This window comes from Limimaricola sp. G21655-S1, from assembly GCF_027213785.1.
Taxonomy (GTDB): Bacteria; Pseudomonadota; Alphaproteobacteria; order Rhodobacterales; family Rhodobacteraceae; genus Limimaricola.
In genome coordinates, this window is record NZ_JAPWGO010000002.1 from 129,516 (window position 1) to 152,993 (window position 23,478).

At 68.9% G+C, this 23,478-nt stretch carries 25 protein-coding genes; 12 read left to right on the top strand and 13 right to left on the bottom strand.

Going from position 1 to position 23,478, the window contains the following annotated elements; all coding sequences use genetic code 11:
* Positions 1-24 precede the first annotated feature (24 nt).
* The 4 genes from trpC (at position 25) to lexA (ending at position 3,232) form a co-directional block, all read left to right on the top strand.
* Positions 25-834, top strand: coding sequence for an indole-3-glycerol phosphate synthase TrpC (gene trpC / locus O4G76_RS03050; RefSeq protein ID WP_085895766.1), 810 nt, complete (start codon positions 25-27; stop codon positions 832-834).
* Entirely contained in the window at positions 834-1,304 is a 471-nt protein-coding gene (gene moaC / locus O4G76_RS03055) for a cyclic pyranopterin monophosphate synthase MoaC (protein ID WP_269395936.1), read from the top strand. The genes trpC and moaC overlap by 1 nt, the downstream gene beginning before the upstream one ends.
* Entirely contained in the window at positions 1,301-2,473 is a 1,173-nt protein-coding gene (glp, locus tag O4G76_RS03060; protein ID WP_269395937.1) for a gephyrin-like molybdotransferase Glp, read from the top strand. Before moaC ends, glp begins: the two co-directional genes overlap by 4 nt.
* 78 nt (positions 2,474-2,551) lie before the next feature.
* A complete protein-coding gene (gene lexA / locus O4G76_RS03065; protein WP_269395938.1) occupies positions 2,552-3,232 on the top strand; it encodes a transcriptional repressor LexA in 681 nt (226 codons plus the stop codon).
* On the opposite strand, the gene O4G76_RS03070 is transcribed toward lexA, so the two are convergent.
* Positions 3,226-5,316, bottom strand: coding sequence for a ComEC/Rec2 family competence protein (locus tag O4G76_RS03070; RefSeq protein ID WP_269395939.1), 2,091 nt, complete (start codon positions 5,314-5,316; stop codon positions 3,226-3,228). The genes lexA and O4G76_RS03070 overlap by 7 nt on opposite strands.
* Before the next feature lie 50 nt (positions 5,317-5,366).
* Between O4G76_RS03070 and gltX the strand changes: the two genes are divergently transcribed.
* The 3 genes from gltX (at position 5,367) to O4G76_RS03085 (ending at position 9,216) form a co-directional block, all read left to right on the top strand.
* A complete protein-coding gene (gene gltX / locus O4G76_RS03075) occupies positions 5,367-6,770 on the top strand; it encodes a glutamate--tRNA ligase (protein ID WP_269395940.1) in 1,404 nt (467 codons plus the stop codon).
* A 102-nt stretch (positions 6,771-6,872) separates the two neighbouring features.
* A complete protein-coding gene (locus O4G76_RS03080; protein WP_085895760.1) occupies positions 6,873-8,168 on the top strand; it encodes a citrate synthase in 1,296 nt (431 codons plus the stop codon).
* Positions 8,169-8,607: 439 nt separating this feature from the next.
* Positions 8,608-9,216 (top strand): hypothetical protein, encoded by a 609-nt coding sequence (locus tag O4G76_RS03085; RefSeq protein WP_269395941.1) that lies wholly within the window; start codon positions 8,608-8,610, stop codon positions 9,214-9,216.
* 4 nt (positions 9,217-9,220) lie between these two features.
* Here O4G76_RS03085 and O4G76_RS03090 read toward each other — a convergent pair whose 3' ends face one another.
* From O4G76_RS03090 to O4G76_RS03130, 9 genes are all read right to left on the bottom strand, one after another.
* The gene (locus O4G76_RS03090) at positions 9,221-9,997 is read right to left on the bottom strand and encodes an enoyl-CoA hydratase-related protein (RefSeq protein ID WP_269395942.1); all 777 of its coding nucleotides are present in this window, start codon (positions 9,995-9,997) and stop codon (positions 9,221-9,223) included.
* Positions 9,998-10,064: 67 nt separating this feature from the next.
* On the bottom strand, positions 10,065-10,508 hold the full coding sequence (locus tag O4G76_RS03095) for a cytochrome c-type biogenesis protein (protein WP_269395943.1): 444 nt from the start codon (positions 10,506-10,508) through the stop codon (positions 10,065-10,067).
* Positions 10,505-12,478: a heme lyase CcmF/NrfE family subunit gene (locus O4G76_RS03100; RefSeq protein ID WP_269395944.1), complete on the bottom strand. Its 1,974-nt coding sequence runs from the start codon at positions 12,476-12,478 to the stop codon at positions 10,505-10,507. The genes O4G76_RS03095 and O4G76_RS03100 overlap by 4 nt, the downstream gene beginning before the upstream one ends.
* A 79-nt stretch (positions 12,479-12,557) precedes the next feature.
* A complete protein-coding gene (locus O4G76_RS03105) occupies positions 12,558-13,115 on the bottom strand; it encodes a holin family protein (protein WP_269395945.1) in 558 nt (185 codons plus the stop codon).
* The gene (locus O4G76_RS03110) at positions 13,106-13,717 is read right to left on the bottom strand and encodes a holin-associated N-acetylmuramidase (RefSeq protein WP_269395946.1); all 612 of its coding nucleotides are present in this window, start codon (positions 13,715-13,717) and stop codon (positions 13,106-13,108) included. The genes O4G76_RS03105 and O4G76_RS03110 overlap by 10 nt, the downstream gene beginning before the upstream one ends.
* A 45-nt stretch (positions 13,718-13,762) precedes the next feature.
* Positions 13,763-14,221, bottom strand: coding sequence for a cytochrome c maturation protein CcmE (ccmE, locus tag O4G76_RS03115; protein WP_269395947.1), 459 nt, complete (start codon positions 14,219-14,221; stop codon positions 13,763-13,765).
* On the bottom strand, positions 14,221-15,249 hold the full coding sequence (gene argC, locus O4G76_RS03120; protein ID WP_269395948.1) for an N-acetyl-gamma-glutamyl-phosphate reductase: 1,029 nt from the start codon (positions 15,247-15,249) through the stop codon (positions 14,221-14,223). Before argC ends, ccmE begins: the two co-directional genes overlap by 1 nt.
* Before the next feature lie 53 nt (positions 15,250-15,302).
* On the bottom strand, positions 15,303-16,115 hold the full coding sequence (murI, locus tag O4G76_RS03125) for a glutamate racemase (protein ID WP_269395949.1): 813 nt from the start codon (positions 16,113-16,115) through the stop codon (positions 15,303-15,305).
* Positions 16,093-16,992 (bottom strand): lysophospholipid acyltransferase family protein, encoded by a 900-nt coding sequence (locus O4G76_RS03130; protein ID WP_269395950.1) that lies wholly within the window; start codon positions 16,990-16,992, stop codon positions 16,093-16,095. Before O4G76_RS03130 ends, murI begins: the two co-directional genes overlap by 23 nt.
* A 253-nt stretch (positions 16,993-17,245) precedes the next feature.
* On the opposite strand from O4G76_RS03130, the gene O4G76_RS03135 reads away from it, so the two are divergent.
* From O4G76_RS03135 to grxD, 5 genes are all read left to right on the top strand, one after another.
* Positions 17,246-18,151, top strand: coding sequence for a LysR family transcriptional regulator (locus O4G76_RS03135; RefSeq protein WP_269395951.1), 906 nt, complete (start codon positions 17,246-17,248; stop codon positions 18,149-18,151).
* Positions 18,152-18,479: 328 nt separating this feature from the next.
* Positions 18,480-18,806 carry a glyoxalase superfamily protein gene (locus O4G76_RS03140; protein WP_373568005.1) on the top strand — a complete coding sequence of 109 codons (327 nt, stop codon included), beginning with the start codon at positions 18,480-18,482 and terminating at the stop codon, positions 18,804-18,806.
* A 296-nt stretch (positions 18,807-19,102) separates the two neighbouring features.
* Complete coding sequence (gene purL, locus O4G76_RS03145) at positions 19,103-21,292, top strand: phosphoribosylformylglycinamidine synthase subunit PurL (RefSeq protein ID WP_269395952.1); 2,190 nt, start codon at positions 19,103-19,105, stop codon at positions 21,290-21,292.
* Positions 21,293-21,386: 94 nt separating this feature from the next.
* Entirely contained in the window at positions 21,387-21,629 is a 243-nt protein-coding gene (locus O4G76_RS03150) for a BolA/IbaG family iron-sulfur metabolism protein (RefSeq protein ID WP_085895747.1), read from the top strand.
* A gap of 26 nt (positions 21,630-21,655) precedes the next feature.
* Positions 21,656-22,039: a Grx4 family monothiol glutaredoxin gene (gene grxD / locus O4G76_RS03155; protein WP_085895746.1), complete on the top strand. Its 384-nt coding sequence runs from the start codon at positions 21,656-21,658 to the stop codon at positions 22,037-22,039.
* Between the two features lie 127 nt (positions 22,040-22,166).
* On the opposite strand, the gene O4G76_RS03160 is transcribed toward grxD, so the two are convergent.
* The 3 genes from O4G76_RS03160 to O4G76_RS03170 are packed head-to-tail and all read right to left on the bottom strand — an operon-like array spanning position 22,167 to position 23,372.
* Positions 22,167-22,496, bottom strand: coding sequence for a GNAT family N-acetyltransferase (locus O4G76_RS03160; protein ID WP_269395953.1), 330 nt, complete (start codon positions 22,494-22,496; stop codon positions 22,167-22,169).
* A 4-nt stretch (positions 22,497-22,500) separates the two neighbouring features.
* Positions 22,501-22,908 carry a cell division protein ZapA gene (locus O4G76_RS03165; RefSeq protein ID WP_269395954.1) on the bottom strand — a complete coding sequence of 136 codons (408 nt, stop codon included), beginning with the start codon at positions 22,906-22,908 and terminating at the stop codon, positions 22,501-22,503.
* Entirely contained in the window at positions 22,908-23,372 is a 465-nt protein-coding gene (locus tag O4G76_RS03170) for a hypothetical protein (RefSeq protein ID WP_085895743.1), read from the bottom strand. The genes O4G76_RS03165 and O4G76_RS03170 overlap by 1 nt, the downstream gene beginning before the upstream one ends.
* Positions 23,373-23,478: the final 106 nt, after the last annotated feature.

The window sequence follows — 23,478 nt, forward strand, 5'->3', positions numbered from 1 at the left end:
CATTTTGCCCGGTAGAACGACGACATGGATATTCTCGACAAGATCAAGGCCTACAAGCTCGAAGACGTCGCGGCCCGCAAGGCGGAGCTGCCGCTTTCGGATATCGAGGCGCGCGCCGCGCAGGCCCCCGCCCCGCGCGGTTTCGCGGACCGCCTGACCGAGGCCGCGCGCGAGGGCTACGGCCTGATCGCCGAGATCAAGAAGGCGAGCCCCTCCAAGGGGCTGATCCGCGCCGATTTCGACCCGCCGGCGCTGGCCCGCGCCTACGAGGAGGGCGGCGCAGCCTGCCTGTCGGTGCTGACCGACGGGCCCTCGTTCCAGGGCGCGGACGAATATCTCGTGCAGGCGCGCGAGGCCTCGTCGCTGCCGGTGCTGCGCAAGGATTTCCTCTACGATCCGTGGCAGGTGGCCGAGAGCCGGGCGCTCGGGGCCGACTGCATCCTGATCATCATGGCCAGCGTCTCCGACGCGCAGGCGCGCGAGCTCGAGGACGCGGCGACGCGCTGGGGCATGGACGCGCTGATCGAGGTGCATGACCGGGCCGAGCTCGACCGCGCCGCCGGGCTGAACTCGAAGATGATCGGCATCAACAACCGCAACCTGCAGACCTTCGAGACCTCGCTCGACGTGACCCGCATGCTGGCCAAGCACGTGCCGGTGGACCGGATGATCGTCGCCGAGAGCGGCCTTTCGACGCCCGCCGATCTCGCCGAGATCGCCCGCTACGGCGCCCGCAGCTTCCTGATCGGCGAAAGCCTGATGCGGCACGAGGACGTGACGGCGGCGACACGGGCGATCCTCGCCAACCCGCTGACCGCACCGGGCGGCGCCTGATGCCGCTGACGCATTTCGATGCCGCGGGCCGCGCCCAGATGGTCGATGTCACCGACAAGCAGGTGACCGACCGGCTGGCGGTGGCCGAGGGCCATGTCCGGATGAGCCCGGAGACGCTGGCGCTGGTGCGCGAGGGCCGCGCCGGCAAGGGCGACGTGTTGGGCACCGCGCGGCTCGCGGGGATCATGGCGGCCAAGAAGACCGCCGACCTGATCCCGCTCTGCCACCCGCTGCCGCTCTCCAAGGTGACGATCGATCTGGAACCGGACGAGGATCTGCCGGGCGTGCGGATCACCGCCACCGTGCGCACCACCGGGCGCACCGGCGTCGAGATGGAGGCGCTGACCGCAGTGTCGGTCGCTTCGCTCACCATCTACGACATGCTCAAGGCGGCCGAAAAGGGAATGGAGATCGGCGGTGTCCGCCTCGCCCTGAAAGAGGGCGGCAAGTCGGGGCGCTGGGAAGCGTGATCCCGGTATCCGAGGCGCTGGACCGGCTGTTCGCGCTGGTCGCCCCCCTGCCCGTCGAAGAGGTCGGGCTGACCGCCGGATTGGGCCGGGTGCTGCGCGCGCCGGTGACGGCCCGGCGCGATCAGCCACCGTTTTCGGCCTCGGCCATGGACGGCTACGCGATCCGGGACACCGATTGCGCGCAAGGCACGCGGCTTACGGTGATCGGCGAGGCCGCGGCCGGACACGCCTTCTCCGGTATCGTGGGCCCCGGCGAAGCAGTGCGCATCTTTACCGGTGCGCCGGTGCCCGAAGGCGCCGACCGTGTGGTGATCCAGGAGGATACGACCCGCGATGGCGACGCGGTGATCCTTGGCCCCGGCATCTCGGACAACCGCAACATCCGCCCCCTGGGCGCCGATTTCCGCGTGGGCGACGCGCTTGCCGCGCCACGCCTCCTGCGCCCGGCCGATATCGCGCTGGCGGCGGCGATGAACGCCGACCGGCTCACCGTGTCGCGCCGCCCCGAAGTGGCGATCATCGCCACCGGCGACGAGTTGGTCGCGCCGGGCGGAGATCCGCGCCCCGACCAGATCATCGCTTCGAACGCCTACGGGCTGCACGGCATCGTCGCGCAGGCGGGCGGCACGCCACGGCTGCTGCCGATCGCCGGCGACAGCATGGCCGCGCTGCGACAGGCCTTCGACCTGGCGCGCGGCGCCGACATCGTTCTGACCATCGGCGGTGCCTCGGTGGGCGACCATGATCTCGTCGGGGCCGCCGCGGCCGAGGCCGGCATGGAGCGCGCCTTCTGGAAGGTGGCGCTGCGCCCGGGCAAGCCGCTGATGGCGGGCCGCTTCGGCGAGGCGCTGCTCTTGGGCCTGCCGGGCAATCCGGTCTCATCGATGGTCTGTGCCCATGTCTTTCTGGTGCCGCTGATCCGGGCGCTTTCCGGGCTGCCGCCCGCCGCCGCGCCGCGTCGTCGCGCGCGCCTTGCGGCACCCTTGGCCGCGAACGGTCCGCGCGAGCATTACCTGCGCGCCGCCAGCGGCCCGGACGGCGTCACCGCCTTTTCCAAGCAGGACAGCTCGCTGCTCTCGGTGCTCTCCGATGCCGACTGCCTGATCGTGCAGCCGCCGCACGACCCTGCCCGCGATGCGGGAGAGATGGTCGAAATCATCTCGCTGTGATTTCAGCCGCCTCTTGACACAAAACGGGAACGTGCGTAGAACGGAGCCCCAACCGTCTGCGCGCATAAAGGGGCAACCATGCTGACCCGCAAACAATCCGACCTGCTGGAATTCATCCACCGGCGGATCAAGGCCGACGGCGTTCCGCCCTCCTTCGACGAGATGAAGGACGCGCTCGACCTGCGGTCGAAATCCGGCATTCACCGGCTGATCACCGCGCTCGAGGAGCGTGGCTTCATCCGCCGCCTCGCGCACCGGGCCCGGGCGCTCGAGATCCTCAAGCTGCCCGAGGCGATGGAAGCGCGTCTCGCCGCCGAGGGCGCGGCGCCGGAGGCCGATCCCAAGCCCTCCGACATGCCGCCCGAGATCGCGGCGCTGGCGATGAACCTGCCGGTGATGGGCCGCATCGCCGCCGGTGTGCCGATCTCGGCGATCAGCGAGATCAGCCACGAGATCGCGGTGCCCGGCTCGATGCTCGGCCAGGGCAGCCACTACGCGCTCGAAGTGCGCGGCGACTCGATGATCCAGGCCGGGATCAACGATGGCGACGTCGTGGTGATCCGCGAGACCGGCACCGCCGACAATGGCGACATCGTCGTCGCGCTGATCGAGGAGCAGGAGGCCACGCTCAAGCGGTTCCGCCGCAACGGCAAGCGGATCGCGCTCGAAGCGGCGAACCCGGCCTATGAGACCCGGATCTACAGCGACGATCAGGTCCGCGTGCAGGGCCGCCTCGTCGGGCTGATCCGTAGCTACTGAGCCCTCGTCCAGAGACGGCGGCCGGCGCGCTCGGCCACCGTCTCTATCCGCAGGCCGTCGGGATCATCCCGGATCGCGAGCGCGCCCGTGTCGCGTAGCCGCCTTGCGTCGTAGCGCAGGCAGGGACGCGGCTCCGCGTCACGCTGGTTGGCGATCAGGATGTCCGCGCCATCGCAGCCCCGCAGCGCGGCCAGCGCGGTCTTTCCCGTGACCTGGACGATCCGCGTGTCCCCCAGATCGAGACGCAGCACCCTGTCGATCCGGGGCAGGACCGCCGGGTCATGCGCCGCCTGCTGATCGCGCCCGTCGCCGTCATTCTCGAGCCAGGCGGATGCGGCGAAACCATCGCCGGTGGGCTTCGACAGGGCCCGACCCTCGGGCGTCATCAGGCCCAGGAGCGCGCCGCTGTCGCTCACCAGCAGGTCCGGCCGCTCGGCCCGCGCCCAGAGCCCCGCCGCCAGCACCAGCGGCAGCAGCGCCGCCACCCGACCCTGCCCCTGCCACAGCACCAGCCACAGCCCGCCCAAGGCCACCAGCGGCACCACCGCGCCGGGCGGCGCGATCACCGCCGAACTGGCGCCATCGAGCGCGGCGATGCGCTCAGACACGAACAGGATCCAGCGCGACCCGTAATCGATCATCCATGTCGCTGGTTGGTCGAGGCCGAGCGGGCCGGTCACCGCGAGGATCACCGCGCCGGGCATCACCAGCCCGCCCATGGCCGGCACAGCGAGCAGGTTGGCCAGCAACCCGTAATGCGCCACGCGGTTGAAATGCGCCGCCGCGAAGGGGGCGGTCGCCGACCCGGCGACGAGAGAGGTCAGCGACAGCAGCGCCACCGGCATCCACAACCGCGCCAGCCCGCGCGGCCGGTGCCAGCCCGGCGGCAGACGTCCCATCACCGCGACCAGCGCCAGCACGGCGGCGAACGACATCTGGAAGCCGGGGTTGAGCAACGTCTCGGGCCTGAGCCCCAGCACGATCAGGGCCGCGATCGCCAAGCCCCGCAGGTTCAGCGCCCGCCGGTCGAGCAGCACCGCCCCGAGGCTCACCGCCACCATCACGAAGGCCCGTTCGGTCGCCACGTCGCGCCCGGCAAGCGCGAGATAGAAGGCCGAGGCGGGCAGCGCCGCGGCGGCGGCGATCTTGCGCGCGTCGAGCCGCAGCGCCAAGGGCGGCACTGCGGCGATTGCCGCGCGCACCAGCCAGAACACGAAGCCCGCCAGCATCGCCATGTGCATCCCCGAGATCGAGACGAGGTGATAGAGATTGGCCTCGCGCATGGCGTCGTTCGCGTCACGCCCCAGCCCGGAGCGGTCACCGGTCGTCACCGCGGCGGCAAATCCCCCCGCCTCGCCCGCGACGCGCGCCCGCATCGCGGCGCTGAGCCGGACCCGCAGCCGCGCCAGCCACGCGCCCTCGGCCCCCGCCTCGGAGGCGAGAAGCAGCGGCACGCGGCTGTAACCCACCGCGCCGAGCCGTGCGAACCAGGCATGGCGCCGGAAATCGAAGCCGCCCGGCTCGGCAGGTCCCGGCGGCGGCGACAGATGCCCGGTGGTCATCACCCGCACCCCCGGCGCCAGCGGCGTGTCGATTTCGCCATGCAGCGACAGCCGCACCCGCGCGGGTCGCCGCCTGACGTCGTCGAGTCGCACCCGGTCGAGCGTGATCCGCAGCCGATCGCTCTGCGAACGGTCGATATCGACGATCCGCCCCTCGATCGGCCCGTAATAGCGAAAGCCGAGCACCGGCGCGGACAGGCCGTGCGCCCGGGCGCCGGCCAGCAGCAGACCGCCGCAGACCAAGAGACCGGCCGTCGCCAGAAACCGGAACATGGAGCGCCGCAGCAAGCCCCATGCCGCCACGCACAGGCCGACGGTCCCGGCCACGGCACCGTAGAAGCCCGCCCCCGGCTCCTCGGCCAGCCCGAACCAGATGCCGATGCCGAGGCCGAGGCAGACCGGCGCCCAGCAGGCGAGATGGCCGCGCTGCCGCGCCAACACTCCTTCGAAGCCGGCCAGCGGGATCGGGGCCGCCCGCTTGGGCCATGCTTGTTTCCGTGCCCCGACCTGAGTATCCCCCATGCAACAAGGCTGCGCGCCGTATGCTTAGCGAAAGGTTAAGAATCCCCGACATGTCCCAGACCCCGGTCGTCACCCGCTTCGCCCCCTCGCCCACCGGCGCGCTGCATATCGGCGGCGCCCGCACGGCGCTGTTCAACTGGCTCTATGCCCGCGGTCGCGGCGGCAGGTTCCTGCTGCGGATCGAGGATACCGACCGCGCCCGCTCCACGGCCGAGAACACCCAGGCGATCCTTGACGGGCTGCGCTGGCTCGGTCTCGACTGGGACGGCGAGCCGATCAGCCAGGCCGAGGGCGCCGAGCGCCACGCCGAGGTGGCGCGCCGGATGCTGGCCGAAGGCACGGCCTACAAGTGCTTCTCCACCCAGGAGGAGATCGAGGCGTTCCGCGAACAGGCCCGCGCCGAGGGCGGCTCGACGCTGTTCCGCTCGCCCTGGCGAGACGTGCCGGAGGCCGAGCATCCCGATGCGCCCTTCGTGATCCGGATCAAGGCCCCGCGCGAGGGCACGAGCACGATCCGCGACGAGGTGCAGGGCGAGATCACCATCGGCAACGACCAGCTCGACGACATGGTGCTGCTGCGCTCGGACGGCTCGCCGGTCTACATGCTGGCCGTGGTGGTCGATGATCACGACATGGGCGTGACCCACGTGATCCGTGGCGACGACCACATGACCAACGCGCACCGACAGGCGATGATCTACCGCGCCATGGGCTGGGACCTGCCGGTCTTCGCGCATGTGCCGCTGATCTTCGGCCCCGACGGCAAGAAGCTGTCGAAGCGGCACGGCGCAACCGGCGCCGCCGAATACCAGCAGATGGGCTACCCGGCAGCGGGGATGCGCAACTACCTCACCCGTCTCGGATGGAGCCATGGCGACGCCGAGTTCTTCTCGGATGCCGAGGCGCGCGAGTGGTTCGACCTGAAGGGCATCGGCAAGTCGCCGGCCCGCTTCGACACCAAGAAGCTCGAGAACCTGTGCCGCCAGCACATCGCCGTCGCCGACGATGCCGCACTGCTGCATGAATTGGAGGCCTTCCTTGCCGCGACCGGGCAGCTTCCCCTCACGGAATTCCAGCGGGACGGCATTTTGCGTGCCATGCCGTATCTGAAGGACCGGGCCAAGATCTTCCCGGAACTCATTGAAAAAGCTCACTTCGTTCTGACGGAGCGGCCGATCCAGCCGGATGAGAAATCGGCCAAGGCGCTCGACGATGTATCCCGTGGTATACTGGCAGAATTGACGCCGCAGCTGCAAACTGCTAGCTGGGAGCGTGACGCGCTGGAGGGGGTCGTGACAGCTTTGGCCGAGACGCATGGTCTGGGCTTGGGTAAGGTGGCAGGGCCGCTTCGCGCGGCGCTGGCGGGGCGCATGGTCAGCCCCAGCGTATTCGACATGATGCTTGTGCTCGGCCGCGACGAAACCGTCGCACGGATCGGGGATGCGGCGGCCTGAGAGACTGGCCCGCCATAGGGCCGGTGCTATGTTGCAGCGCGGCATCGAGAGATCAGAGTCGCGCGCCGCCCTGGCGGCGGCGGGAACATGAAGGGGACCTGAATGGCCGAAACCACAAAGACCGCCAAGCTGACAATCGACGGCGAAAGCTACGATCTGGCGATGTACGCCCCCACCGAAGGGCCCGAGGTCATCGACATCCGCAAGCTCTATGCGCAGGCGGGCGTCTTCACCTACGATCCGGGCTTCACCTCGACCGCGTCCTGCGACTCGACCATCACCTATATCGATGGCGAGGCGGGCGTGCTGCTGCATCGCGGCTACCCGATCGGGCAGCTGGCGAAGGAATCGCACTATCTCGAGGTCTGCTACCTGCTGCTCTATGGCGAGCTGCCCTCGGCCGCGCAGCTCGAGGAGTTCGAGACGCTGGTGACGCGTCACACGATGATCCACGAGCAGATGCACAACTTCTTCCGCGGCTTCCGCCGCGACGCGCATCCGATGGCCACCATGGTCGGCGTGGTCGGCGCGATGTCGGCCTTCTACCACGACAGCACCGACATCAATGACGAGCACCAGCGCGAGGTCGCCTCGATCCGCCTGATCGCCAAGATGCCGACCATCGCGGCGATGGCCTACAAGTACTCGATCGGCCAGCCCTTCGTGTATCCGCGCAACGATCTCGACTACGCCTCGAACTTCCTGCGCATGTGCTTCTCGGTCCCGGCCGAGGAATACGAGGTGAACCCGATCCTCGCCCGCGCGATGGACCGGATCTTCACGCTGCATGCCGATCACGAGCAGAACGCCTCGACCTCGACCGTGCGCCTCGCCTCGTCGTCGGGCGCCAACCCGTTCGCCTGCATCGCCGCCGGCATCGCCTGCCTCTGGGGCCCCGCCCATGGCGGCGCCAACCAGGCCTGCCTCGAGATGCTGCGCGAGATCGGCACCCCGGACCGGATCCCCGAGTTCATCGAGCGCGCCAAGGACAAGAACGATCCGTTCCGCCTGATGGGCTTCGGCCACCGGGTCTACAAGAACTTCGACCCGCGCGCGAAGGTGATGAAGGAAAGCGCCGACGAGGTGCTGGAGCTCCTGGGCATCGAGAACAACCCGACGCTGCAGGTCGCCAAGGAGCTCGAGCGCGTGGCGCTGGAGGATCCCTACTTCGCCGAGAAGAAGCTCTACCCGAACGTCGATTTCTACTCGGGGATCATCCTCGACGCGATGGGCTTCCCGACCTCGATGTTCACGCCGATCTTCGCGCTGGCGCGCACCGTCGGCTGGGTCTCGCAGTGGAAGGAGCAACTCGCCGATCCGCAGCTCAAGATCGGCCGCCCGCGCCAGCTCTATCTCGGCGCCGCGCAGCGCGACTACGTGGATATCGAACAGCGCTGATACACAGCTCTAGGATGCCTCGATGGACGGGCCCGGCGGAATCGCCGGGCCCGTTTTCGTTTCGGATGCGAGACGCGCGCCATGATTCCGCCATGTTTCGGCGGCGCTTCGGTCCGCTCGTCGCCGCCATTTCGACGCCGGAACCAATCCTCGTGGCGCTACGGAATTGTCCCGATCCCCGCCTATACTTTCGAGCAAGCCTCCCAAAATAACCCCTTCGAAAGAGATATCCGTTTCCTGAGGAAACCGGATATGCAGACTCTTTCGGATAGGGCCCCTATACGTTGGGCGCCTATCCGAAGGGATAAGTCATTGGAAAAAAAGGGCAAAATTCCCGGCGCCGGGGGCCTTGCCACCCCAATGCCGCAATCCGTTGCGATACAGAATGCGTTCACTTCAACGAGTTCTAATTTTCAGGATCGAGCGAAAGGATACTCCCATGTCGGCCCATATCGCGATGCAGTTCACCGCCCCCCCCGAGAGCACCCATGCCACATTCGGCCAGGACGTCCGGGTTCGCATCGCGCTGCACGAGACGGCCGATGGCGGCATCACGATCGACCTGAAGATGCAGGACGAGGACGGTCATGGGCTGGGTCTGGGCACGCTGGTGTTCGACTTCGCCGATCACGACCTCCTGGGCGGGCTCAGCCTGACCGGCGACAAGCTGCGCGGCCAGCACTTCTCGGCCGGTCGGGTCCGCGCCGCAGGCGACACCGGGCGCGGCCATGATTGCGGTGCCAATTTCGGCCGGGCCCAGCGGCAGAACGGCCCCGCGCCGCGCAGCGCTGCCGCGCATCTGGCGCATGACCGGCTGTGCATCACGCTCGACGACCTGGCGGGCCGCGCCTTCTCGCTGCAGCTGGTGCCGACGGCGGCGAACCACGCCGCCTGCGCGGGCTTCGTGATCGAGGGCCGGCTGCCGGCGCGTCCGGCGGCGCCGACCCGCAAGACGACCTCGACCGACGGCTCGGTCTTCGGCGGGCTGCTCGACGAGATCATGCCGATGATGTCGCCGCGCGCGCAGCAGCTGGGCAGCGCCGCCTGAGCCTTCAGCGCCCTTCGAAGCGGGGCGCCCGTTTCTCGACGAAGGCCACGACCCCTTCCTTGAAGTCGCGGCTGCGGCCGCAGGCGCCCTGATGGCGCGCCTCGATCGCGAGCTGTTCCTCAAAGCTCGCCTCGGGGCTGGAGCGCATCGCCTCGCGCAGCTGTCGGTAGGCCTCGGTCGGCCCCTGCGCCAGCTGCGCCGCGCGGGCGCGCCAGCGCTCCTCGAAATCGACCTCCGGCGCCGCCTCGTAGATCATCCCCCAATCCGCCGCCTGCCGCGCCGGAATCCGGTCCGCGAAGAGCATCGCCCCCATCGCGCGCGCGGTCCCGACCTGCCGCGGCAGGGTCCAGGTGCCGCCCGCATCGGGGATCAGGCCGATCCGGGTGAAGGCCTGGGTGAAATGCGCCGCCTCGGAGGCGATCGCCACGTCGCAGGCCAGCGCCAGATTGGCCCCGGCCCCGGCCGCAGCACCGTTCACCGCCGCGATGCTCGGCACCCGCAGGTCGCGCAACGCCAGCAGCATCGGCACGTATTCGTCGCGCAGCACCCGCTCGAGATCGGTGGCATTGGCGTTGCCGGTGTCACCCAAATCCTGACCCGAGCAGAAGGCCCGGCCCGCCCCGGTCATCACCAGCACCCGCGCGCTCTCGTCGAGATGGCGCAGCGCATGGGTGATCTCGGCGCGCATCTGCGTGTTGAGCGCGTTCATCACCGCCGGCCGGTCGAGCGTTAGCAGCGCCACGCCGTCATCGATCGCGAGGCTGATCGTCTGGTAGTCCATGCAAGCTCTCCCCTTGTTGCGGGCGAGCCTACAGTCGCGCGCGACGCGATAAAGGGGCAACCGCGCGTCAGGGCTTCAGGATGTCCCTGAGCCGCGTCTCCTCCTCCTCGCTCAGCCGGTCCTCCGGCCCCGAGGCGCGGCGGCGGATCGAGACGAAGGCGACGCCGCCCGCCAACAGCAGGAGCCCCGGCGCGGCGAGCCAGAGCACGAGGTTGGCGCCGCTGGCATCGGGTTTGAGCAGCACGAACTCGCCGTAGCGATCGACCACGGCGCGCACCACCTCGGCGTCGCTGTCGCCCGCGACCAGCCGCTCGCGCACCATCAGCCGCAGGTCGCGGCTGACGCCGGCATTGCTCTCGTCGATGCTCTCGTTGCGGCAGACCGGGCAGCGCAGCCCGGCGCTGATCTCACGGGCGCGCGCCTCAAGCGCCGGGTCGTCGAGCACCTCGTCGGGCTCGACCGCGAAGGCGGGCGCTGCGACCAGCGCGAGGATGAGCGCGAGCCGTTTCATTCCGCCGCCACCGTGGCCACGGGCGCGCGCCGCGCCCCCGCCGCCACCCGCATCCGCCGGTCGGTGAGCGAGACCACCCCGCCCAGCGCCATCAGGATCGCGCCGCCCCAGATCCAGGCCGCCATCGGCTTGATATGGCTGCGCACGGCCCAGCCGCCGCCATCCTGCGGATCGCCGATCACGAGATAGAGGTCGCGCCAGATCCCGCCATCGATGCCGGCCTCGGTGGTGGGCATTCCCGCCACCGGGTAGAACCGCTTTTCGGGCAGCAGGGTCGCGACCTCGCGCCCATCCGCGCGCACCGTCATCTCGCCGATGGTGGTGAGATAGTTCGGCCCCTCGGCCTCGCGCACCGCGTCGAGCGTGATCTCGTAGCGCCCCAGGCTCCAGTTTTCGCCGATCTGGGCGACGCGGATATCCTCGCGCTCCCACGCCAGAAGCCCGGCGATGCCGATGATGGTGACGCCCAGACCCGCATGCGCCAGCCCGCGGCCCCAATCGGCGCGCGGCAGGCGGCGCAGGCGGTGGAACCGTGCGGCGACCGAACCGCGACCCGAGCGGGCCCAGAGATCGACGCCTGCGCCGCCGACCACCCAGCCGCCCAGCGCCAGACCGAGCGGCCCCAGCGCCGAGCGCCCCGAGCCCAGCGCATAGCCCAGCAGCAGCAGCGCACCCGCCAGCGTCAGCGCGGGCCAGAGCTGCCGCAGCACGCGCGCGCCCTGCGCGCGCTTCCACGCGAACAACGTGCCGGGCGGCAGCAGCAGCGCCAGCGCCACGAAGAACGGCGTGAAGGCCGCGTCGAAGAATGGCGGTCCGACCGAGAGCACGCGCCCGAACGCCATCTCGGCGATCAGCGGCCAGAGCGTGCCGACGAAGACCACCATCGCCGCCACCGCGAGCAGCACGTTGTTGGCCACCAGCGCGCTCTCGCGGCTCACCAGCCCGAACACGCCCTTGGCCTCCATCGCATGCGCCCGCGCCGCATAGAGAGTAAGTGCGCCGCCGGTGAAGACGCCGAGGATCATCAGGATGAAGACGCCGCGCTCGGGGTCGTTGGCGAAGGCGTGCACGCTCGTCAGCACGCCCGAACGGACAATGAAGGTGCCCAGGAGCGAGAAGCTGAAGGCGAGGATCGCGAGCAGCACGGTCCAGCTTTTCAGCGCCTCGCGCTTCTCGGTGACGATGGCCGAGTGCAGCAGCGCGGCGGCAAAGAGCCACGGCATGAAGGAGGCGTTCTCGACCGGGTCCCAGAACCAGAAGCCGCCCCAGCCCAGCTCGTAATAGGCCCACCACGAGCCCAGCGCGATGCCGATGGTCAAAAACAGCCATGCCGCGAGCGTCCAGGGCCGGACCCAGCGCGCCCATGCGGCGTCGACCCGCCCCTCGATCAGCGCCGCGACGGCGAAGCTGAAGGACATCGAGAGGCCGACATAGCCGAGATAGAGAAACGGCGGGTGGAAGGCGAGGCCGGGGTCCTGCAGCAGCGGGTTCAGATCCTGCCCGTCGAAGGGCGGGACCGCCATCCGCAGGAACGGGTTCGAGGTGAACAGCAGGAAGGCCCCGAAGGCGACGCCGATCGAGGCCTGCACCGCCAGCACCCGGGCGCGCAGCGCCTCGGGCAGGTTGCCGCCGAACCACGCCGCGCAGGCGCCGAAACCCGACAGGATCAGCAGCCACAACAGCAGCGACCCCTCGTGATTGCCCCAGACGCCGCTGATCTTGTAGATCATCGGCTTCAAGGAGTGCGAGTTGGCGACCACGAGGGCCACCGAGAAATCCGAGGTGACGAAGGCCACTGTCAGCGCCCCGAAGGCGAAGGCGGTAAGCGCGAATTGCGCGGTGGCGGCGGGCTCGGCCACGCCCATCCAGCCGCGCCAGCCCTTCTGCGCGCCGACCAGGGGCACCACCATCTGCACGATGGCGGTGGCAAAGGCCAGAATCAGGGCGAAATGTCCGAGTTCGATCAGCATGCTTCGGTTCTACCCGATCCGCCCTTCGGACGCTATCTCGGGGGCGGGACGGATCGTCGCTCCCCCGCGGGAAGGCCGGTCACGGCTGCGTGCGCCGCCAGTCGTCGAGCGCCGCGTTCGGCGCCCAAGGGGCTTCAGGCCCGGTCGCGCGCGGCGAAGGCAAGGCTGCCGGCGCGGGCGCGGGCCCCGGGATCGGGTCGGGCCGGTGGGCGCGCATCCGCGCGAACGCCTCGACCATCCCGCGCTCGAAGCTCTGGCCATGCGCCTGCATCCGAGCCCCGAAATAGAAGCTGACGATCGCCCCCATCAGCCACCACAGCGGCTCGGGCACCAGCGCCAGCCCCTCCATCCGCGCCATGAACCAGACCGGGTCGGCCATGGCGGCCCCGATCAGGCCCAGCGTGCCGAAGGCCATGGCCGGGCGCGGCAGCCGGTTCAGCCCGTCGATGAAGCGGTCCCAGCCACCGCGCCGCTCGCGCGCCATCTCGGCGGCGAACTGCGCCAGCACCGCCGCGCGGTGGTCCGAGGCGCGCCCGGCCCCGGCCTCGGCGTTCTCGCGAAACGCCTCGACCGTCTCGACCACGACGTTGCGGCGCGCACCGAACAGCGTCGTCAGCAATCCACCGATCAGCCCCATGCCGCCACCCTTTCGCGATGCTGCGCCTCGCTCAGGTGATAGCGCGGCGAGATGAACTCCTCGGCGCGGCGAATCCAGCCGCCCTTGCCGCCGTCGCGGCGGCGCGCGAACTTGCGGCTCGCCGGGCGACGATCCGCCAGCGCGTAGTAGTAGTTGCGCCGGGCGATGCCATAGGCATCGGCGAGATGGTCGGGCGCGGCCGCCTGCGCCTGGGCCGCGGCGGCGATGGTCTGCGGGCCGATGATACCGTCGATGGCGACGGGGATACGCATCGCCACCAGCAGACGCTGCAGGATCTTCACCGCGTTGGCGCCCGAATTGACATACATGTCGAAGACCGAAGCGTGCAGGCTCTCGGGCAGCGCGTCGATGCGCGGTCGCCTGAAGTAATGCTCGACGAAGATGTCGGCCGCCTGCCCGGCGGTGAGCCGCTTCAGATCGGCCTTGGTGACCACGCCGTCGCCATCGAGATCGCGGCCGAGCCTGCGCAGCGTACCAATGGTGACGCCGTAATTCGTGGCCCCACCCGGATCGTCCGGGTCGTCGACATAGCCGCCTTCCCGCGCGACGATCTCCGCCGCGATCTGTTCCACGCTCTTCATTCCGCACCCCTCCGTGACCCCGGATGGGAGAATGCCGCCGCTTCGTTAATTCGACGGCGACGCGGCGTTCGGTGCCTTGTAGACGCCCTGCTCCTCCAGCGCGTCGATCACTTCCTTGGGCATGTAGCTTTCGTCATGCTTGGCGAGGATCTCGATCGCCTCGAAGCGCTCGCCGTTCCAGCGGCCCTGCCCGACCATGCCCTGCCCCTCTTCGAACAGGTCCGGCAGAATGCCGGTATAGGCGACCGGCACCGAGGCCGCGCCATCGGTCACCGAGAAGGTCACCGTCTCGCCCTGACCGCGCGAAAGCGTGCCCTCCTCGACCAGACCGCCGAGGCGGAACACCTCGTTCGGCGAGGGCGGCTCGGCCAGAAGCTGTGCCGGCGAACGGAAGAAGCTGATCCCGTCGCGCATCGCGTAGCCGATGATGCCGGTGGCCAGCGCCAGCGCCACCGCCGCGAGGATGAGGACCTGGATCCTCCGGGTTTTCTTGAGCCCGCGCATCAGGGAAAGACCGGGGCCAGCATCAGCCCCTCCGTTTCGGGCAGGCCCAGCATCAGGTTGGCGTTCTGCAACGCCTGACCCGAAGACCCCTTGCACAGATTGTCGAGGGTCGAGACCACCAGAGTGCGGCCCGACACGCGGTCGCCCGCCACGCCCAGATGGCAGAAGTTCGAACCCTGCACATGGCTCATCCCCGGCAGCTTGCCGAAGGGCAGCACCCGAAGGAACGGCTCGTTGGCATAGCGCGACCGCAGCGCCTCGTGGACGGCCTGCGGGTCGCCCTTCACGTAGCACGAGGCGAGGATGCCGCGATTGACGGGGACCAGATGCGGGGTGAAGAGGATGCGCACATCGCGCCCGGCGATCTGGGAGAACTCCTGGTCGAATTCGCCCAGATGCCGATGCGTGCCGCCAGCCGAATAAGCGAGCACGTCCTCGGAGCGCTCCGCGAAGAGCATGTTCTCCTTGAGCGAGCGGCCCGCGCCCGAGACGCCGTTCTTCAGATCGCAGACGATGTCGTCGAGATCGATCAGCCCCTTCTCGATCAGCGGCCGCAGCGCGAATTGCACGGTGGCGGCGTTGCACCCCGTCCCGGCGACGAGCCGCGCCGCGCGGATCTCTTCGCGGTAGAACTCGGTCAGGCCGTAGACGGCCTCGGCCTGTAGCTCTTTCGCGGCATGCGGCTTGCCGTACCACTTTTCGTATTCGCCGTCGTTCCTGAGACGGAAATCGGCCGAGAGGTCGACGATCTTCAGATCCTTGGGCAGATCCGCGATCACCGCCTGGCTCATCGCATGCGGCAGCGCACAAAAGGCGATGTCGATGGCCGAGAAATCGATCTCGTCGATGGTGCAGAGCTTCGGCAGCTCCAGATGCCCCAGATGCGGGAACACCTCGCCCATCGCCATGCCAGCCTTGCGGTCGCCCGACAGTGCCGCGATCTCGATCCCCGGATGGGTAGCGATCAGTCGGACAAGCTCGGCCCCCGTATATCCGGAGGCTCCGAGAATGGCGGCGGAATGGGTCATGGGTTGGTCCTCGTCGAAAGACAGGTAGGGGCGCGGCGCGCCTCGGACAACGATCAGGCCGGGATGAACTCGATCTTGCGGCGCAGGAACTGCGTGGCGCGGTTCGACACGTTCTTCGGGTTGCCGGTGGTCAGGAACAGGCTCTCGGTGCCCGGGCCCTTCATCTCGGGGCGACGCTGCAGATAGTCGGCAAGGCTCTCGGCCACGAGGTCGGCCTGGCTGAACACCTTGACCTGCGGGCCCAGCGCGTCCTGGAACACCTCTTCCATCAGCGGGTAATGGGTGCAGCCGAGGACGGCGGCGTCGGGCTCGGGCATCTTGCGCTTGAGCGCGTCGACATGGGAGCGCACCAGCGCCTCGGCGAGGATCATGTCGCCCTCCTCGATCGCGTCGACCACGCCGCCGCAGGCCTGCGCCTCGACATCGACGCCGATGGCGCGGAAGGCCAGCTCGCGCTGGAAGGCGCGGCTTCTCACCGTGGCGGGGGTGGCGAAGAGCGCGACATGCTTCACGCCGACTTCCCGGGGCGGCGAGTTGTCGCCCCAATGCCGCTCGGTCAGCGCCTCGATCAGCGGCACGAAGACACCGAGCACCCGCTTGTCACGGGGCACCCAGCCCTCCTGCATGCGCCGGAGCGCTGCGGCCGAAGCGGTGTTGCAGGCGAGGATGACGAGATCGCAGCCCGCATCGAACAGCCGTTCGGTCGCCTGCGTCGTCAGCTCGTAGATGTCGTCGGCCGTGCGCACACCGTAGGGCGCATGGGCGTTGTCGCCGAAATAGACCAGCGGCAGATCGGGCAGCCGCCGTTCGATGGCGTCCAGTACCGTGAGCCCGCCCAAGCCACTATCGAAAATCCCGACCGCCATCGCGCACCCTGTATCTGCTCTCGAATTCGTGCCCCATCACCATGGATCGGGGCGTCGGAGAAAGCTCATACGTGGCTTTGCGAAGGAAATCCATCAATGCTTTGGGGTCCGCGCGGCGCGCGTCGAGCGCCGTGCGCGGCACCGGATCGCCGATCGCCACGCGCACCGGCGTATCGGTGCGCGCTCCGAATTCGCGCAGCATCAGGCCCATGCGCAGCGTGTAATGCAGGTGGCTGGCCACCTGGAACAGCCGCGAGTTGGCGCCCTCGAAATACACCGGTATCACCGTGGCGTCGGAGCGCGCGACCATCTTGGCGGTGAAGCTGCGCCAGACCGGGTCGCCGGGGATGCCAAAGGGTTTCGCCGCGGTCGAGACGGTGCCGCCCGGAAAGATGCCGACTGCGCCGTTCTCGCCCAGATGCGCCAGCGCCAATGCCCGGGTGGCGAGGTTCTTCTGCGCCGCCGCGCGGCTGCCGTCGAAATCGACGGGCAGCACGACACGGGCGATTTCGGGGGCGGCCCCGAAGACCTTGTGCGCGAGGATCCTGAACTCCGCGCCGCGCCGCCGCGACATCAGGTGGCCCAGCATCAGACCGTCGAGAATGCCATAGGGGTGGTTCGCCACCACGATCACCGACCCCTGCGCCGGGATCGTTTCGAGCGCGCCCCGGGTCACCTCCAGCGCCAACCCGTAGCGGCGCGCCATGACGCTCCAGACGTCCTCTCCGGCGGCGAGATCGGCCTCGTAGCCGCGCGCCCGGCGGATCAGCCTGTGGCGGCCGGAGGCCGCTTCCATCGCGCGGATCAGGGCCCGCCCCCTGCGGCTGCGCGCGCTGCCGGCATAGCTGATCTCTCGTGCCAGCGGCTCTTGTCGCATGGTCAAATCCTTTCCGCGCCCAAGCGCGGGAAGGGTCGCACCGGTGCATGACGCGCAGATGACGCAAGGAATTGCGGCAGCGGATGGCGACGTTCCGGCATTCCGGCCCAGAAATTCAACAAATCTTGCAATTCCCCGCTATGCTGCGCCCGGTTCCGCTCGCATCGGCGCGAAATATCGCGCAGGCGCTTTGCAGGAACCGCGCCGCGCCATAGATGGCCGGGCGCAACGGACACGGCAGGACGGATAGGCGATGGACTGGGACAAGCTGCGGATATTCCATGCGGTGGCGGATGCGGGGAGCCTCACCCACGCCGGCGATTCGCTGCATCTGAGCCAGTCGGCGGTGAGCCGGCAGATCCGGGCGCTGGAGGAGCAGCTCAACACGACGCTGTTCCACCGCCACGCGCGCGGGCTGATCCTCACCGAGCAGGGGGAACTGCTGTTCGACGCGACCCGCGCCATGAACAAGCGGCTCGAAGCCGCCTCGGCGCGGATCCGCGACAGCGAGGAAGAGGTGTTCGGCGAGCTGCGGGTGACCACGCCGATCGGCTTCGGCACGCTGTGGCTGGCGCCGCGAATGCGCAAGCTCTACGAGGCCTATCCCAACCTCAAGATCGACCTGATCCTCGAGGAGCGCGTGCTCGACCTGCCGATGCGCGAGGCCGATGTCGCGATCCGGATGAAGGAGCCGAGCCAGGCCGACCTGATCCGCAAGCGGCTGATGAACGTGAAGATGCGGCTCTACGCGACGCGGAGCTATCTCGACCGCGCCGGACCGCTGGAGAAGCTCGAGGATTTCGAGAACCACCGCCTGATCTGCCAGAACCCCAGCTCGGCGCAGGTTTCGGCCGGTGCAGCGATGGTGCAGGAACTGCTGAGCTACAACATCCCCTCGCTGCTGACGGTGAACAATTACTTCGGCGTGCTGCAGGCGGTGCTCAACGATCTCGGTGTCGGCGTGCTGCCCGATTACCTGCCGCAGCATTTCCCCTCGCTGCAGCGGGTGCTGCCCGATCTGGAGTCCGGAGAAGTGCCGGTCTTCCTCGCCTATCCGGAGGAGCTGCGGCAGTCCAAGCGCGTCGCCGCCTTCCGCGACTTCGTGCAGGAGGAGGTGCAGGCGCATCGCCGCAAACTTCGCGAACAGCTCGGCGATTAGGCATTTCTGCCGCGACTGCCCAATAGATAGTCATGCGCTGGGCGCATGACGGCCTTGCCGCTATGGCAGGGGTTTTGAACTTGATCGTTCACTAACCGCTATATATTTCAGCTTTCGAAGCCGATGCTGCTTTGCGGCGCATCGCTTCATACCTCCCTGTTGGACTTGCCGGGCCTGTGTGCCCGGCTTTTTTTTTGCCTCTTTTGTCTTGTTCGAGGCGGTAGGCGGGGGCACCCTGTCGGCGTCACAGCCGGAGGGTGGCAGGATGCGAAGCTTCGATCCCCTTTCCCAGCCGCCGAAATTCGCGATGCCGGTGCCGATCTTCTGAATCTTCGACGAGGCGCTGGCCCGCAGCTTCTACATCGACTTTCTCGGATTTCGCGTGAAGTGGGAGCATCGCTTCGCCCCGAACAAACCGCTCTATGCCGAGATCGCGCGCGGCGGGGCGGTGCTGCATCTGAGCGGCCATCACGGCGATGCCAGCCCCGGCGCCGCGGCCTATCTGCCGGTCGAGGGGCTGAGCGCCTTTCGGGACAGCCTGCACGCCAAGCGGCACCCCAACGCCCGCCCGGAGATCGAGACCCGGCCGTGGGGCGACGAGATGATCGTCATCGATCCGTTCTCGAACCGTCTGCGCTTCTGCGAAGAGCGCTGAGCCAGCCCGCGTTCAACCCTCCTGCCGCGCTGCTCCAGCCTGCTCGGGACGCGGTCGACCGGCCCGGCGATCTGTCCCGTGTTGGAGAAATCAGCCGCACTTCGGTTTAGGGGCCACCCATTGCCACCCGACAGCCGAATGACGGCGGCGTCCTGATCGACATGTTCCTCGCGCGCGACTGGATCGCGGGACGGGCCGATGCGGCCCCTGCCCCCTGAATTCCCGGTCGTCGAAACCCGCTTTCCCCTGCGGCGTCCCGATTGTATGACGCGCGCGACCAGCAGGAGAGCGCCCGCATGTCCGACCCCCAGATCACCGACGACCTCATCGCCGCGCACGGGCTCAAGCCCGATGAATACGCGCGCATCCTCGAGATCATCGGCCGCGAGCCGAGCTTCACCGAACTCGGCATCTTCTCGGCCATGTGGAACGAGCACTGCTCCTACAAATCCTCGAAGAAATGGCTGCGCACGCTGCCGACCGAGGGCCCGCAGGTGATCTGCGGCCCCGGCGAGAATGCGGGCGTCGTCGATATCGGCGACGGCCAGGCGGTGGTCTTCAAGATGGAGAGCCACAACCACCCCTCCTATATCGAGCCCTACCAGGGGGCCGCGACCGGCGTCGGCGGCATCCTGCGCGACGTCTTCACCATGGGCGCGCGCCCGATCGCCGCGATGAACGCGCTCAGCTTCGGCGAGATCGAGCACCCCAAGACCCGCCGCCTCGTCTCGGGCGTGGTGTCGGGCATCGGTGGCTACGGCAACTGTTTCGGCGTGCCCAATGTCGGCGGCGAGGTGCGGTTCCACCCCAGCTACAACGGCAACTGCCTCGTCAACGCCTTCGCGGCCGGTCTCGCGGATGCCGACGCGATCTTCTACTCGGCGGCCTCGGGCGTCGGCATGCCGGTGGTCTATCTCGGCGCCAAGACGGGGCGCGACGGCGTCGGCGGCGCCACCATGGCCTCGGCCGAGTTCGACGACACGATCGAGGACAAGCGCCCGACCGTGCAGGTCGGCGATCCCTTCACCGAAAAGCGCCTGATGGAGGCCTGCCTCGAACTGATGGCCTCGGGCGCGGTGATCTCGATCCAGGACATGGGCGCGGCCGGTCTCACATGCTCGGCGGTGGAGATGGGCGACAAGGGCAATCTCGGGATCCGGCTCGACCTCGACCGCGTGCCCTGCCGCGAAAAGGCGATGACCGCCTACGAGATGATGCTCTCTGAGAGCCAGGAGCGGATGCTCATGGTGCTGCGCCCCGAAAAGGAGACCGTGGCCCGCGCGATCTTCGACAAGTGGGACCTCGACTTCGCGATCGTCGGCGAGACGATCCCCGAGGACCGCTTCCTGATCATCCACGAGGGCGAGACCAAGGCCGACCTGCCGCTCAAGGCGCTGTCGGGCACCGCGCCGGAATATGATCGCCCCTGGGTCGAGACGCCCGCGCCCGCGCCGCTGCCGCTGGTCGACGAGGTCGATGCGATCGAGGGGCTGCGCGCGCTGATCGGATCGCCCAACCACGCCCACAAGGCCTGGGTCTGGGAGCAGTACGACCACATGGTGATGGGCGACACGGCGCGCGCGCCAGGTGCGGGCTCGGGCCTCGTGCGGGTGCACGGCACCGACAAGACGCTGGCCTTCACCTCCGACGTGACGCCGCGCTACGTCAAGGCGAACCCCTATCAAGGCGGCAAGCAGGCGGTGGCCGAGGCGTGGCGCAACCTGATCGCCACCGGCGCCAAACCGCTCGCCGCGACCGACAACCTCAACTTCGGCAACCCCGAAAAGCCCGAGATCATGGGCCAGCTCGTCGGCGCCATCAAGGGCATCGGCGAGGCCTGCGAAGCGCTCGACTTCCCGATCGTGTCGGGCAACGTCTCGCTCTACAACGAGACCGACGGCACCGGCATCCTGCCCACACCGACCATCGGCGGTGTCGGACTGATCGAGACCGCCGACCGCGCCATCGGCACGCAGCCGCGCGAGGGTGACGTGGCGCTGGTTCTGGGCACCACCGAGGGGCATCTGGGCCGCTCGGCGCTGCTGTGGGAGATGCTGGGCCGCGACGAGGGCGATGCGCCGCATGTCGATCTGGCGACCGAGAAGGCGCATGGCCTCTTCGTGCGCGACAACCACGCGCTCATTCGCGCCTGCACCGACCTGTCGGATGGCGGGCTGGCGCTGGCTGCCTTCGAGATGGCCGAGGGCGCGGGGCTGGGCGTCGAGATCGGCGTCACCGGCACGGCGGCGCTGTTCGGCGAGGATCAGGGCCGCTACCTGATCGCCGCCGACGAGGACAGCGCCGCGGCCCTGGAGGCCGCCGCCGGCTCCGCCGGGATCGCGCTGGCGCGGGTCGGCCGCTTCGGCGGCACGACGGTGAGCCTCGGCGGTGCCACCGCGCCGCTGTCGGAGCTTTCGACGCTCTTCCGCACCGCGTTCGAGACCGCGCTGCACATTCCGGCGGCCGAGGCCGAGCTGGCGGTCTGAGGCGCGGCCTCCCCCCCTGCCCCGGCGGCGGCCTTGCGTGCCGCCGGGGCGCCGCCTACATCTGAAGCGACATGAACAGGCGAGGAAGACAGACATGGCGATGAGCGCACAGGAAATCGAGGATCTCCTGCGAGAGACCTTTCCCGAGGCGAAGATCTCCATCACCGACCTCGCCGGAGACGGCAATCACTACGCCGCCGAGGTGATCGACGAGAGCTTCCGCGGCCTGAACCGGGTGCAGCAGCAGCGCGCCGTCTACGCCGCGCTCAAGGGCCGGATGGACGGGCCCGCGGGCGATCTGCACGCGCTGGCGCTGACCACCAAGGCGCCCGACTGACCCCCATTCCCGCAAAGGACACGCATATGACCGCGCAGGACAACGCGACCGACGCCAAGGCCCGCATCGACGAGATCGTCAAGTCGAACGACGTGGTGCTCTTCATGAAGGGCACCAAGACCATGCCGCAATGCGGCTTTTCCAGCCGCGTCGCCGGGGTGCTGAACTTCATGAACCTCGAGTTTCGCGACGTGAACGTGCTCGAGGACAACGACATCCGTCAGGGCGTCAAGGATTACTCCGACTGGCCGACGATCCCGCAGCTCTACGTGAAGGGCGAATTCATCGGCGGCTGCGACATCATCACCGAAATGACGCTCTCAGGCGAGCTGGACCAGCTGTTCGAGAAGAACGGCGTGGCCTTCGACCGTGACGCCGCCGAAAAGATCCGCGAAGCCAACAAGGGCTGAGCCAAGGGCGCTTAAGACAGGCGCTTCGACATGAAGACCCGGTGGAACCCCTGCTCATGGGCCCGCCGGGTCTCTTCATATCCGGCCATGGCATAGATGCGCAGGTTCCGTTGCATCGCCGCGTTGGTTAGAGCCGGATCTCGGGCAGCCCGGCCCGCCGTGCCATGTTCTCGGCCGCGCCGAGCAACGCCCGGCCCAGCCCGCGGCCCTGTGCGTCGGCATGCACGGCTATGTTGTCGAGCAGGAGATGATCGGGCCGCGGCAGCAGCACCATCAGCGCCGCGCTCGGACCTGCCTCGTCCGGCAGATGCACGACCCCCGCCGCGATCAGCGCACCGTAATCGGCGCGCATCGGCGCGGGCGCATGACCGATCAGCGGGATATAGGGAGCGTAAGCGGATGTGACGATCTCGTCGATCCGATCCCGGTCCGCCGCCCGGGCCAGCCTGAGGCGCATGGCCTCAGACGCCCGCCTTCTCGACCCGCTCGGCCAGCGCCTCGGCGCGCGCCGTCATCTCGGCCAGCATCTCGATCAGGCCGTGCGGGATCACCGGCACCTCGACCTCGACCTTCTGCGGATCGGTGCGCGCCTTGTTCAGCGCCGCCTCGGTCTGGCTCAGCCGCTTCTCGACCTGGCCCGCGTAGTTCTCGGTCTGGCGCAGCCGGTCCTCGAGCCCCGCGGCCCGGTCGGCGAGCATCAGCCCGGCCATCAGCAGCATCTTGCTCTCGGGCATCCGCCCGGCCTGCTGGGCGAGGCCCGAGGCCTCCTCATCCAGAAGCCGCGCGGCGGCCTGCAGATAGGGCTCCTCGCCCGACTGGCAGGCGACAACGAATTCGCGCCCGCCGATGGTGATTTCGACCTGCGGCATCAGTCGCGCTCCTCGACCAGCGGTTTCAGTTCGGACAGCACCGCGTCGAGCTCGGCCACCTCGGCGTCGCGCTCGGCCCGCAGCGCACCCAGCTCGGCGGCCATGGCGCGGTCGATCAGTTCGGGATCGGCCAGCTCGGCCTCCATCGCCTCGCGCAGCTCGCCCGCCACCTCGCGCAGCTCGGCGTTGGAGCGGCGCAGCGCCTGAAGCTGCCCGTCGAGATCGGCCATCTGGGCGTTCTGCGCCTCGATCCGCGCCTCGAAGGCCGCGAGCCGGCCATCCTGTTCCTCGCGCAGCGCCTTCAGCCGGCCTTCGAGCTCGGCATTGGCCTGCTGCTGGGCGCTGAGTTCGGCGCCGAGGCCCTCATCGTCGCCGCGCGGTCCGCTCTCGATACGGTCGAGCCCCTGGCCGATCCGGTCCAGCGCCGCCGAGAGGCGGCTCTCCAATTCGGTGATGTCGGTCATCGTGCCCCTGCCTGCCCTGCCCCGGTCCCGTCCGGGCCGCCGCGAACGCGGTCCGAATCGCACGGGGCTTCGGAAAAACCTAGACCACGCTCCCGCCCCCCGCAAA